Consider the following 14121-nt stretch of genomic DNA (forward strand, 5'->3'; position numbering starts at 1 on the left):
TTTTTATATTACAGATTGGTATAGTTCTTTTACTTGAAGAGCGATGGCTTTCCAGTCGAAATGATTTTCAACGCGATTGCGTCCTTTCTTAGACATTGAGTTTCTTATAGCTAAATTACTAATTAATTGATTAACACCTTCGGCTAAATCTTTAGAGAATTTCTCGGGATCTACGGGTTCAAAAGGTGCTTCTTTTTGTTGTTCCACAGGAATAAGTAAGCCTGTTTCATTATGAACAACAACTTCTTTTATGCCACCAACTGCACTAGCAACTACTGCTGTTTCGCAGGCCATGGCTTCGATATTTATAATTCCGAAAGGTTCATAGATTGACGGACAACAAAATACATCTGCATGTGAGTATAACTGAATAATGTCTTTTTTATTTAACATTTCAGAAATCCAGATGACGTTATCTCTTTCTTTTTGAACTTCAGCAACACTTTCTTGCATCTCTTTTTCAATTTCTTTGGTATCTGGAGCACCAGCACATAATACAATTTGAGTGTCTTTATCTATATATTTAATAGCGTTAATTAAGTGAATGATTCCTTTTTGTCGTGTTATTCTTCCAACGAAAAGTACATAGGGTTTAGTGTCGTCAATATTGTAGCGTTCTAAGGCAGATTTGTTTGAAGTGACTTTGTATTCGTCCAGATTAATACCATTATAGATGACTTTAATTTTATCTTCTTGAACATCAAAATGATTGAGAACATCTATTTTTGTTTCTTCGGAAACCGCAATAATCGCATCAGCCATTTCTATTGCAGTTTTTTCTATCCAAGATGATGCATCATAACCTTTGCCTAGTTGTTCTCTTTTCCATGGGCGAAGCGGTTCTAATGAGTGAGTTGTTACTACTAAAGGTGTGCCATAGCAAAGTTTAGAAACAATTCCTGCAAATTGTGCATACCATGTGTGACAATGCACTACATCGGCATCAAAATGTCCTGTATTCATCCTTATACAGGTTTCCATGAATTTAAAAATAGGTTTTAAATTCTCCTTGGTATTAGATACATCTAAAATTTCCGAAGAAAAACCTTTAACACTTAGATTATTTGATTTTACGTCTTGATCTCCAACACATCTAACTTCAACTTCCATTAAGTTGGCTAATTCGTTGGCTAAATATTCTACATGAACTCCTGCGCCTCCATAGACATAAGGAGGGAATTCTCTGGTGTAAAAAACAACTTTCATAATAGGCAATTTTTAGTTAGGTGTAAGTTCGGAATAATTGAAGGATTACTATTTAATTTAGAATTAAATGTAGGTTAAAGTTAACTTTTTTTATAAAGTTTGCAATATCTAGGTAGAATTAATAAAAAATTTTTAAAGGACTCTCATGAAATTTAAATTTTGCATCATTATTAAACTCACTAATTTGAGGTATAATAAATATGAATTATTTAATATATGGTTTGAATATTTGCATATTTCTTAATTATACATATATTTGGTAAACCAATCTGGTAAACCAATTATATGATTCATCTGAAAACGATAATAAAAAATACTAGTTTAGGTTTTATATTTACATTAGGATTGATAATTTTTATTGGATGTTCTGGTGATGAATCATCTATTAGTAATGGGGTAATTGACGAAGTTATTGATAATGAGGAAACTGAAGAGAACAATAGTTCTTATGCCAATATCAATTTTGCCAACTGGAAAGTCACACTGCCTGTAGACGAAAGCAATAATGGCAGTCCAGATGAATATCAACCGTCTCAATTAATTAACTTAGGATATCAGACTTTAGAACCTGTAATGCCTTATATGTATGACGACGTATCTGACGTCTCATTAATATTTTATGCATTTCCAGATATATCTACAACAAACAGCTCTTATTCTAGAACCGAATTAAGAGAACTGATAAACACAAATAACTCTAGTGAAAATTGGACTTTATTAGAAGGTGGTGAAATGATTGGAAGACTAAAAGTGGATGCTGTTTCAGAAAATATAGAATCTAGCGATGATTATCATAAAGTAATTATCATGCAAATTCACGGAATCATATCGGAAGAAGACATGGATACCCATGGTTTTTCATCTAATAACGGTCCACCATTAATAAAAATTTATTGGAAAGATGGTTACGTATGGTCACATAAAAAATCGTTAATAGACGAAACTACAAATGGTGACGATTTATTAGACACATCAAGTAACACATGGGCAGATATTAAAGTTAATCTTGGTTATGTTGGGAATAATCCTTTTTATTTCAGGATTACAGCAAGTGATGCTAAAATAGAACTTCAGCTTAACACAGATATGCCTTATATTTATGAAGATATTAGTCTAGACAAATGGCCATACGAAAACTACTTTAAAGCAGGTAATTATTTAACAACGACTGATGTAGGTGGATTTTCTTATGTTAAGTATTACAGCTTAAGTGTCACACATTAAACTATAAAATTTTAGAGCTTTTTAAAACGAAAAACTTTTTGTATTAAAAAAAAATAACAGCACATTAATAATTCTTTTATGAAAAAAATAGTATCCATTTTAATCTTATCCATATTACTTGCAGCTTGTGGAAATACTGAAACTACTAACCTAAAGACAGTGTCTAGTATTGAGGAGTTAAATACTGCTGTAAAAGATGCTAAACCAGGAGATGAAATTGTATTAGCAAACGGAATATATAAAGACTTAGAAATTAAGTTTACTGGAGAAGGAACAGCAGATAATCCAATTATCTTAAAAGCAGAAACTGCTGGAAAAGTATTTATAGAAGGCGTTTCTAGTTTAGAAATTAGCGGTAATTATTTAGAGGTTAGCGGTTTGTTTTTTAGAAATGGTCATTCGCCTAAAACTAATGTAATTGCATTTAGAACTAGTGAAAAACAAGTTGCAAATCATTCTAAAGTTACAAATTGTGTGGTTTTAGATTTTAATAATTTAGAAAGAGATCAAGATAATCTTTGGGTGCAATTTTACGGAAAACACAACGAATTAAGCAACTGTTACATTGCTGGGAAAACAAATGGAGGACCAACAGTTAGAGTCGATTTAAAAGGAAACCAAAGTATTAGAAACTATCACAATATTATAAATAATCATTTTGGACCAAGACCTAGAAAAGGTGGAGCTAGAGGAGAGACTATTCAATTAGGAAGTAGCTTTACATCTATGTCACCAAGTAACACCACTATTGCAAATAACTTATTTGAAGAATGTAATGGAGAGGTAGAAATAATTTCTAGTAAGACAAATTTTAATTTAATTAAAAACAATGTTTTCTATAAAAGTGAAGGATCTGTAGTAACACGTCATGGAAACTACGTTACTATTGATGGAAACTATTTTATTGGAGATGGCGTAAATGAACAATATGGTGGAATTAGAATTATTAACACAGGTCATTGGGTTATAAATAATCTTTTTTACAAATTAAAAGGGAAAAATTTTAGAAGCCCATTAGCTGTTATGAATGGTATTCCTAAATCGCCTTTAAATAGATACAACCAAGTTACAGATATTGTGGTTGCTTATAATACATATGTAGATTCTAGTTCGCCTTGGCAATTTGGAGTAGGTACAAATATTGCACAAGCAGATGTGTTGCCTAAGTCAGAAATTAGATCTGCAAGACCTTTAAGAACAGAGGTTGTAAACAATGTAATATATAATTCTGTTGGTGATGCAAACCCAATTATAGAATACGATAAAGCCGATGGAGTAACCTTTGCTAGTAACATTATTCATAATAATGGAGTTGAAATTGCAAATAGTCATGGTTTAATTTCTAAAGAATTAAACTTAACAGATATTGGAACAAATTTAAGTGTGCCAATTTCTGGTTTTAGTGATTTAGAAGTTTATAAAGGTTTTGATTTTGAAACTATAACGGAAGATTTATTAGGAAATTCAAGAAGTAAATCAGATCAAATTGGAGCTATCTTAAATTCTGAAAACATTAAATTAGATATATTAGATAAGACCAAATATGGTGCAGATTGGTATTCAAATGAAGTTGAAACTAAAGAAGCTAAAACCCATACGGTTTCCAATGCTTCGGAATTAATTACGAAACTTCAAGAAGCTGAGAGTGGAGATGTTATAGATGTAAATGATGGGATTTTCAAGATTTCAGAATCTTTAATTATTGACAAAACAATTACAATTCAATCTAAAGGAAATTCAGAAATTATATATGAAGGCGTTGCTAACACACCAGCATTCTCTTTAAATCCTTACGGGAAATTAACAGTAAAAAATATCAAGTTAAAAGGTAATGGGTCTAATTATGCGTTTGCAAGTTTAAAAGAAAACATGTCTAATCATTTTGGTTTAGAAGTTTTAGATTCTGAAATAAGCAATTTTAATTATGCTTTAAGGGTTTATAAGCAAGCCTATTCAGAAGAAATCACATTCAAAAATACATCTATTTCAAACTGTGAAAATGGTATCGAATTATCTGAAGAAACAAACGATAGAGGAGATTACAATACAGAGTATTTAACTATTAACAACTGTTATTTTGATAACGTAAAACAAAATGTTGTTGATTATTATAGAGGGGGTTACGACGAGTCTACAATTGGAGGGAATCTTTTAGTAACCAACAGTACATTTATTAATTGTGGTGCAAAAGAACAAAACAAAAGACTATTAAATCATAATGGTATTGTAAATGTAAATATTACCAAAAACACATTTAAAAACAATCCAGTACAGTTTGTTTCTATTTTATGGGGAGCAAAAAATAATGTGGAATCAGAAAACACAGTAACTAATTCAGGACAAATTAAGACTGAAGAAAACTTAGTGATGACATTGATGTACTAATACAAACGCAATAAATTAATCATTAAATGAAAAAAACGCTATTTATATTTTTCACTCTTTTACTAATAGTTGGGTGTAAAGACAAGACTAAAACTACTCTAGAGGCGACTGTTGAAAATGACACAGAAAGTGTAACAAAGTATCCAAGCGATGTTATCCCTTTTATGGACAAATGGAAAATTCTTTTAGGTGACGGAACATACGAAGACAACCTAGTAAACTACCAAAAAGAGGATTTCTTTTATGTTGGAAATGATGGTAAATCGGATTGGGTAGTCTATAAAACACCAAATTCAGGTATTACTTCAAGAACTTCCAGTAATACAAGAACAGAGCTAGGTGAAAAAGCACATTGGATTCCAGAAACTGGAGGAAAACTAACAGGAACGCTTAAAGTACAACACGTTTCAACGACTGGAAATGCAGATATTTCATCGTCTTATTCCGTTGTAGTAGGTCAAATTCATAGTGATGAAGGACATGAAAACGAACCACTTAAAATTTTCTATAAAAAATTCCCAGGTCACACAAAAGGGTCCGTTTTTTGGAATTATGAAATTAATACCGAAGGCGACAACTCTGGAAGATGGGATTATTCTACAGCAGTTTGGGGTTATGATTTTTCTGTTGTTGGAGAGAATGTAACTACTAGTCCCGCAGAACCAGAAGATGGTATTGCACTAAGCGAAGAATTTAGCTACGAGGTAAATATTTATGAAGGCATTATGTATCTTACTTTTACAAGTGAAGGCCATGAAACTATAAAATTTACAAAAAACTTATTGAAATCAGATTTTGCTACAAAAGCACAAATTCCACAACAGATTATTGATGTGTATTCTTCAAGAAGAACGGTTGGTGTAGAAAGAGAAATTGCATATGCTGGAGAAATAAACTATTTTAAACAAGGCGCTTATAATCAAGCTAATATTAAAACAGGATCTGAAACGTACGATGGTGATATCGTAAAACAATACGCTAACGGAAGTTACACTGAAGTTTGGTTTAAAAATGCCACTGTAGGAGAGCCAACAAAGCCTAATGAATAATACAAGAACATTGAAAAAAGTAATATTCATAATGGGAGTTTCGGGTTGTGGAAAAAGCACAATCGGTAAATTACTATCAGAAGGTTTAAAAATTCCTTTTTTTGATGGTGATGATTTTCATCCAGAAAGTAACGTTGCAAAAATGTCTAGCGGACAAGCCTTAAATGATGATGACAGACAAGGCTGGTTAGAAACTTTAAATGATTTGGGAAAAAAGCAATTAACTAAAGATAGTTGCGTCATTGTCTGTTCTGCATTAAAGCAAAAGTACCGTGATATTTTAAGTCGAAATATTCAAAGTGAAACAAAATGGGTTCATTTATCTGGATCTTTTGAGCAGATTTTTGAAAGAGTAAACAGCAGGCCAAATCACTTTATGCCTTCAGAATTACTAAAATCGCAATTTGATATTTTAGAAAATCCTGAAGATGCATTACAAATTGATATTAGTTTAACACCCGAACATATTATTAAAACGATAAAACAAAAATTAATGAACACTTCAGAGTTTGGATTATTTGGTTTAGGAGTTATGGGCAAAAGTCTATGTAGAAATTTAGCCAATAATGGTTTCAAAATTTCCATGTTTAATAGACATGTGGATGGTGTTGAAGAAGATGTAGCTAAAAATTTTAAAGCAGAATATTCTGAATTATCGCAAGCGGAAGCTTTTGATGATATTTCAACATTTGTAAATTCTTTACAACAACCAAGACGAATCATGTTGATGGTTAACGCAGGAAAAACAATAGATTATGTCATTGAAGATTTGCTGCCACATTTATCTGAAAAAGATATTTTAATAGATGGCGGAAACTCTAACTATGTAAAAACAAAAGAGCGTTGTGATTATTTAAAGACTAAAGGCATTCACTTTATAGGCGCAGGAGTTTCAGGTGGTGAAGAAGGAGCATTAAAAGGGCCATCCATTATGCCAAGTGGAGATTTTGAAGCTTATAATAATGTGAAGGTTTTTCTTGAAAAAATTTCGGCTAAAGACCAAAATGGCTTACCATGTTGTACTTATGTTGGTCCAGAAGGGAGTGGTCATTTTATTAAAATGGTTCATAATGGTATAGAGTATGTAGAAATGCAATTGTTAGCTGAGGTGTCTACAATTCTAGAAAATTTAGGTCAAAATCCAGACGACATTGCCAATACTTTAGAAAACTGGAAAGACACAGCAAGTAGTTATTTGTTAGAAATAACAACAGCTATTTTCAGAAAAAAAGAAGGTGATGATTGGTTAGTTAATAAGATATTAGACAAAGCTGGTAATAAAGGTACAGGGAATTGGACAACCATTGCATCAGCACAACTTGGAGTTCCTAGTACATTAATAGCATCGGCTTTATTTTCACGATATATTTCCTTTTATAAGGAAGAACGTATTCATTTAAATAAGAATTTTAAAACAATTATTTCTTCGGAAATGAATGTAACTACAAATGATGTGTTAGAAGCATATCAATTTGCTAGAATTATAAATCATTATCAAGGTTTCAAACTCATAGCAGAAGCTTCAAATAAATTCTCATGGAATTTAAATCTAAGTGAGATTTCTAGAATCTGGACAAATGGTTGCATTATTAGATCTACTTTAATGGAAGATTTGGTAGAAGTCTTTAAAAACACAACTAATATTCTAACCAATCCACAGTTAATAGATCTTGTTAATCAATATAAACCTTCAGCAAAAAAAGTGGTTTCTCAATGTATACTTAACGATATTACAACACCTGCTTTAGGAGAGGCTGTTCAGTTTTTCAACGGAATTACAACAAAATACACCTCAGCAAATATCATTCAAGCTCAACGTGATTATTTTGGAGCGCATACGTATCAAAGACTAGATGATACTTCTGGAAAAAGTCATCATACGAATTGGAATTAATATCTAACAAACCAACAAAATAAGCTAACTCATATTATGGAAGCAACAACGCCAAAAAAATCATTTTTTAAAAAAATCATTGCTATCATATTGGGATTTGGTCCAGGTATTTTTGCTATTGGGTATACCATTGGAACAGGAAGTGTAACATCAATGATTGTTGCAGGTAGTAAATTTAATATGCAATTATTATGGGTGCTTTTAATTAGTTGCCTTTTTTCAGGAGTTTTAATGTTCGCTTACGGAAATTACGCTTTAATTACTGGAGAAACAGCGCTTTTTGGTTTTAAAAAACATTTCAAATACGGTAAAATTTTAGCCATATTAATTATTGTGGGTATTACGTTTGGACAATGGAATTCATTAATGGGAATCTTAGGAATTTCATCTAATATTATTTTTGAAATATTAGCGATAAATTTTGAAGGATTAGGTGCCTATAAGTATGAAACCGTTTTAATAATTGCAATTGTAATTATTGTTATTTTTTATCTATTAATGTTGGTTGGTAAGTACACATTTTTTGAAAAAATACTAGTCATATTTGTAACTTTAATGGGACTGTCATTTGTGTTGTCATTATGTTTTGTGCAGCCACTTTCTATAGATGTTGTTAAAGGATTAATACCAACTATTCCAGATGTTCCAGGTGGTAAAATGTTAGTTGCAGCTTTTGTAGGTACTACGATGGCTTCTGCTACATTTTTATCTCGACCATTATTTGTTAAAGGAAAAGGTTGGACAATTAAAAATCTTAATCAGCAAAAGAGAGATGCAATTACAGCAGCTATTTTAATATTCATTATTAGTGGAGTTATTATGGCAGTAGCTGCAGGAGCTTTGTATTACCAAGGTAAAGAGGTGACACAGGTGTTAGATATGGCAAATACTTTAGAGCCAGTTGCTGGTAAATGGGCAGTTTCTATTTTCTTTTTTGGAGCACTAAGTGCAGGTTTATCTTCTATTTTTCCTTGCCTTTTAATAGCACCATTATTGATAGCAGATTATCAATCAGGAGAATTAGATACCAATTCTAAACAGTTTAGAATAATAACTGCTGTTGCTTGTTTAGTCGCTTTAATAGGTCCTACTTTTGGAGCAAATCCTATTGAGATTCAAATTCTATCTCAAGTCTTTAATGTGTTTGTTTTACCGTTAGTAATTTTAGGTATCATAATGATTGTGAACAACAAGAAGATAATGAAAGGGTATAAAACAGGTCTTTTTGTAAACATTGGTTTGTTTGCAGCTTTACTTTTTTCTTTAGTGATTTCGTACAACGGAATTATAGCATTAACAGAATATTTCTAATCGGTATTTAAAACAAAATAAAATGAAACTAAAAAATATAAAAATGAATAAAAAAACAACAACCACAATAGCACTTTGTATTTTATGTGCAATTTTCACACTGAATAGCTGTAAGAACTCAGATAAAAAAGTAGATGAAAAAACCGGAGAAAAAGAGATTGAAAAAACCGTATACGCAAGTGATGTCATTCCGTTTTTCGATGATTGGAAATTAGTTTTAGGAAATGGCGCTAATGTTGGAATTGCAAATAATTTTGAAGATAAAGACTTCTTTTACACTGCAAATGATAGTGATGGTGATTGGGTAGTTTTCAAAGCACCAAATGCAGGAAGCACTCACGGAACTTCAAACAATACAAGAACCGAATTGGCACAAACCAAAAAATGGTATCCAAAAACAGCAAACGATAAATTAACTGCAACACTTAAAGTTATGAATGTGTCTTCTACAGGAGACGCACGAGTAGCTGCTTCGCATGCAGTCGTTGTGGGTCAAATTCATAGTGCAGATAAACATGAAAATGAACCTCTAAAAATATTTTATAAGAAATTCCCAGGGCATACAAAAGGTTCTGTTTTTTGGCATTATGAAATTAATACGGAAGGTGAAGACAATTCTGGAAGATGGGATTATTCTTCAGCAGTTTGGGGTAATGATTTTTCTGTAGTTGGTGAAACCGCAGATACGTATCCTGAAGAGCCTAAAGATGGTATTGCTCTTGGTGAAGCGTTTAGCTATGAAGTAGAAGTTAAAGATGGTATTATGACCTTGAACTTCACAAGTGAAGGACATGAAACAAAAACGTTTACAAAAAACTTATTAGTATCTGAATATACAACAAAAGCAGATATCCCAGAACAAACACAAAAATTATTTGTACCAATTGGTCAGGATGGTGTGGAGCGCAAAGATGCTTACGCTGGCGAAGGTTGTTTTTTCAAATTAGGTGCTTATAATCAAACGAATGGAAAATCTCCAGAAGTAAATAAAAACTGGTGTTCTGGTGCAGAAACGCATGGTGGCGATATTGAAAAACAATATGCAGATGGAAACTATGCAGAAGTATGGTTTAAAACAGGAAGTATTTCGGTAAGTGAAAACGCGGTATCTAACGATGGCTATTTCAATAAAAACGACAATGTAAAATAAATCATTACAATTATGAATAATTATAATAATAAATTAGCGGGCAAAAACATACTTATAACTGCAGGTGCTCAGGGAATTGGAGAATCAATCACTAGGCATTTTATAGATAGTGGATCTAATGTTGCTATCCACTATTTTTCTAGTGCAGATACTGCGAATGAATTAGTAGCGTACGCACATAGTAAAGGTGTAAAAGCAGTTGCTATATCTGGTGACTTAACAAAAGAAGCCGATGCAAATGCAATGGTAGAAAAGACAGTAGAAGCATTTGGAGGTTTAGACATCCTTATCAATAACGCAGGTTCATTGGTTGCAAGAAAAATGCTGAATGAAATGGAAACGGAGTTCTGGCATAAGGTAATGGACATCAACCTTACTTCTATGATGTTTGTTACACGAGCAGCAGCGCCATATTTAGCAAAACAGGACAACAGTAGTATTGTTAATTTAGCATCCCTTGCAGGACGTAAAGGTGGTCATCCAGGATCTTTAGTATACTCCACAAGTAAAGGTGCTATCTTAACATTTACACGTGCATTGTCTACAGAATTAGGTGCCCAAGGTACTCGAGTGAACGCGGTTTCTCCAGGTCTTATTCTGGGTACCTCATTTCACAATACGCATACCACAAAAGAGTCTGCAGCTGCAACAACTGCAGGTATACCAATACAACGAGCAGGTAATGCTGCCGATGTAGCTCGAGCGGTTTTATATTTGGCTTCAGAGTACGATGGTTTTATCACAGGAGCTACACTTGATATTAATGGAGGTGTATATAATATGTAATTTCATTATGTTACCAATACAATAGATTCTTTTTTTATGAAAAATCAATTCTCTTTTCGCTTTATTTTAGTCTTTGTTCTATGCTCGATGTTTTCCTGTAAAAAAGAGGACACGTCTGTATCTAATATGGAAACAACAATATCTAGCTCGCAAGCGCATCCGAATCTAATTTTAACTGCACAAGGCGTTACAGATATTAGAGCACAACTGGGTAATATTCCAATTTTTGATAATACGTTAAAAGCAGTTCAAGAGGAAATAGATGCAGAGATTGCATTAGGAATAGACACGCCAATACCATTAGATTATTCTGGTGGTTATACACATGTACGTCATAAACGCAACATGATCGTCTTGCAAAAAGCTGGTGTTTTATATCAAATTTTAGAGGACGAAAAATATGCGAAGTATGTAAAAGACATGTTAATGCAATATGAGGCGATGTATAAAACATTACCATTACATCCAAAAACAAGATCGTATGCAAGAGGTAAATTATTTTGGCAATGTTTAAACGATTCTAATTGGTTGGTTTACGTGAGCCAAGCTTATGATTGTGTTTATAATTATTTATCTGAAGAAGAACGCAACAAACTAGAAACTAACTTATTTAAACCATTTGCAGATCATATTTCTATAAACAGTCCGCAATTTTACCAAAGAGTACACAACCATAGTACTTGGGGAAATGCAGCAGTTGGAATGATTGGTTTAGTAATGAACGATCAAGAATTAATTGATCGTGCTTTGTACGGAATTAAAGATTTAAAATTAGACACTACAAAAAAAGATGATGATGGTGGCTTTTTAAATAAAGATGGAAAAGCAGGTTTTTTAGCAAATATAGAAGAGCCTTTTTCTCCAGATGGTTATTATAACGAAGGACCATATTACCAACGTTACGCGATGTATCCTTTTTTAATTTTTGCAGAAGGATTACACAACGTCAAACCAGAATTAAAAATATTTGAATACAAAGAAGGTGTATTATTAAAATCCATAAATGCTTTATTGAATCTATCAGATGCGGATGGCGATTTTTTTCCACTTAACGATGGTCAAAAAGGAATGTCCTATTATAACGATGCTTTGGTTACTGCTGTAGATATTTCTTATCATTTCGGAACACAAGATCCAGGATTATTAAGTATCGCAACAGAGCAAAACAAAGTATTATTAGACGATTCTGGTTTGGCAGTAGCACTTGGTATAAAAAATGGCAAAGCAAAACCTTTCGATAAAAAATCAATTAATCTTTCGGATGGACCAAACGGAACACAAGGTGGAGTTGCTATTTTAAGAAATGAAGACATTGAGCTTGTTTTTAAATATGCAGCACAAGGATCTAGTCATGGTCATTATGATAAGTTGTCGTATTCGTTATATGAAAAAGGTGAAGAAATCCTTCAAGATTATGGTTTAGCACGTTTTGTAAATATTGAACAAAAAGGTGGTGGTAATTATCTAAAGGAAAACAAGACTTGGGCAAAACAAACCATTGCTCATAATACAGTAACACAAAATGAAACCTCTCATTTTAATGCGAAGTATGAAATAGGAAGTCAGCATCATTCAGTACTTAATTATTTTTCTTCGGAAAATGAAAATGTTCAAATAGCTAGTGCTAGAGAAACGAATGCCTATCCTGGAAGTGAAATGCTTCGTACTATGGCAATCATTAAAGACAAGGATTTTGAAAAGCCATATGTGTTAGATATAATGAAGGTAGTTTCTAATAAAGATAATCAATATGACTTTCCATATTACTTCTTAGGACAAGTATTGAGTACAAATTTCGAATATAAAGTACCAGAAACTTTAAAAGCTTTAGGAAGCAAAAACGGATATCAACATTTATATTTAGAAGGTACTGCAAAAGCTAAAAATGATAACACTAAGTTTTCTTGGTTAAATAAAGGTAAATTTTACAGCTTAACTTCTGTAACTAATACTAATGACGAAATCCTTTTTACAAGAATTGGAGCAAACGATCCAGAATTTAATTTGCGTAGAGAAGCAGCATTAATGCTAAGACGAAAAAATAGTAAAAACACACTTTTTGTTTCAGTCATTGAAGCGCATGGAAGTTATAGTCCAGTTTCAGAATCTGCAGTAAATTCAAACAGTAGTATAAAAGAGTTAAAAGTGGTTTTGGATACAGAACCATACACAGCAATACAAATCACTAATGTAAATGGAAATGTAAAACTGTTTATAACAGCTAACACAAATGCTTCAAAAGAAGCAAAACATAAATTAAAAATTAACGATAAGAATTATGAGTGGTCAGGTTCTTATTATTTCAATTAAAACAAAACAAAACAAAACAAAACAAAACAATTAAGATTATGAACCTTCCATATCGGTAACTTAATACTCAAGAGAACGATTATATGGAAGCAACATATGACCTTTTAAAAACAATAAAAATAAACATATGAAAAGATTTAGCGAAAAGTACGTCATCACAAAAGACATGAAATGGGAAGTTCTTGGAGGAGGAGTATCCAGAAAATTCTTAGGTTACGATAATCAAATCATGATGGTAAGAGTGAAGTTTGATAAAGGAGCATTAGGTGCGCCACATCAACATTTTCACACACAAGCTACCTATTGTGTTTCAGGTAAATTTGAATTTGAAATTGATGGGGAAAAGCAAATTATTGAAGCAGGAGATGGCGTTTATATTGAACCTAATTTATTGCACAGTGCAGTTTGTTTAGAGGAAGGAGAACTAATTGACACATTTAGTCCTGTAAGAGAAGATTTTTTAAGTGGTGATGCAGTATCTTATTTTGGAGATAAACAGTCATAAGAAACAAATGCTACTCCTATACGTTAGGACTTTATGGAATAGTACTCTAATTCCTACAGATAAGATTTATGTTTGCTATTTTAACTCAAACATTTACTATTTTGATATATAAAAATTACGAAAACGTTGTATTTAACAAAATTTTATATATATTTGGTAAACCAATCTGGTAAACCAATTAATTTTATAATAAAAAAAGGATAGTTTGGACCTATCCTTTTTGTAAAAATACTTCTATAGATGGAAGTAAAAAATCAGTAATTACTTAAAAAGTAAATACATTAGCAAAGTTACAAAAACA

10 protein-coding genes are annotated in these 14121 nt (G+C 32.0%); 9 read left to right on the plus strand and 1 reads right to left on the minus strand.

What is annotated here, in order from left to right; all coding sequences use genetic code 11:
* Window positions 1–3 precede the first annotated feature (3 nt).
* Entirely contained in the window at window positions 4–1206 is a 1203-nt protein-coding gene (gene glgA / locus IM744_RS15670; protein WP_194509093.1) for a glycogen synthase, read from the minus strand.
* Between the two features lie 285 nt (window positions 1207–1491).
* Between glgA and IM744_RS15675 the strand changes: the two genes are divergently transcribed.
* From IM744_RS15675 to IM744_RS15715, 9 genes are all read left to right on the plus strand, one after another.
* Complete coding sequence (locus IM744_RS15675; protein ID WP_194509094.1) at window positions 1492–2430, plus strand: polysaccharide lyase family 7 protein; 939 nt, start codon at window positions 1492–1494, stop codon at window positions 2428–2430.
* Window positions 2431–2508: 78 nt separating this feature from the next.
* A complete protein-coding gene (locus IM744_RS15680) occupies window positions 2509–4815 on the plus strand; it encodes a chondroitinase-B domain-containing protein (RefSeq protein WP_194509095.1) in 2307 nt (768 codons plus the stop codon).
* Window positions 4816–4841: 26 nt separating this feature from the next.
* The gene (locus tag IM744_RS15685) at window positions 4842–5864 is read left to right on the plus strand and encodes a polysaccharide lyase family 7 protein (protein ID WP_194509096.1); all 1023 of its coding nucleotides are present in this window, start codon (window positions 4842–4844) and stop codon (window positions 5862–5864) included.
* On the plus strand, window positions 5857–7758 hold the full coding sequence (gene gndA, locus IM744_RS15690) for an NADP-dependent phosphogluconate dehydrogenase (protein ID WP_241738351.1): 1902 nt from the start codon (window positions 5857–5859) through the stop codon (window positions 7756–7758). Before IM744_RS15685 ends, gndA begins: the two co-directional genes overlap by 8 nt.
* 36 nt (window positions 7759–7794) lie before the next feature.
* Window positions 7795–9069, plus strand: a complete 1275-nt coding sequence (locus tag IM744_RS15695) for an Nramp family divalent metal transporter (protein WP_194509097.1) — start codon at window positions 7795–7797, stop codon at window positions 9067–9069.
* A gap of 22 nt (window positions 9070–9091) precedes the next feature.
* Window positions 9092–10219 carry a polysaccharide lyase family 7 protein gene (locus tag IM744_RS15700; RefSeq protein WP_241738352.1) on the plus strand — a complete coding sequence of 376 codons (1128 nt, stop codon included), beginning with the start codon at window positions 9092–9094 and terminating at the stop codon, window positions 10217–10219.
* A gap of 12 nt (window positions 10220–10231) precedes the next feature.
* Entirely contained in the window at window positions 10232–11005 is a 774-nt protein-coding gene (locus IM744_RS15705; RefSeq protein ID WP_194509098.1) for an SDR family NAD(P)-dependent oxidoreductase, read from the plus strand.
* A 126-nt stretch (window positions 11006–11131) separates the two neighbouring features.
* Complete coding sequence (locus IM744_RS15710) at window positions 11132–13315, plus strand: alginate lyase family protein (RefSeq protein WP_379660210.1); 2184 nt, start codon at window positions 11132–11134, stop codon at window positions 13313–13315.
* Between the two features lie 127 nt (window positions 13316–13442).
* Window positions 13443–13820, plus strand: coding sequence for a cupin domain-containing protein (locus IM744_RS15715; RefSeq protein ID WP_194509099.1), 378 nt, complete (start codon window positions 13443–13445; stop codon window positions 13818–13820).
* The last annotated feature ends 301 nt before the right edge of the window (window positions 13821–14121 follow it).

The organism is Psychroserpens luteus (assembly GCF_015319355.1).
Taxonomy (GTDB): domain Bacteria; phylum Bacteroidota; class Bacteroidia; order Flavobacteriales; family Flavobacteriaceae; genus Psychroserpens; species Psychroserpens luteus.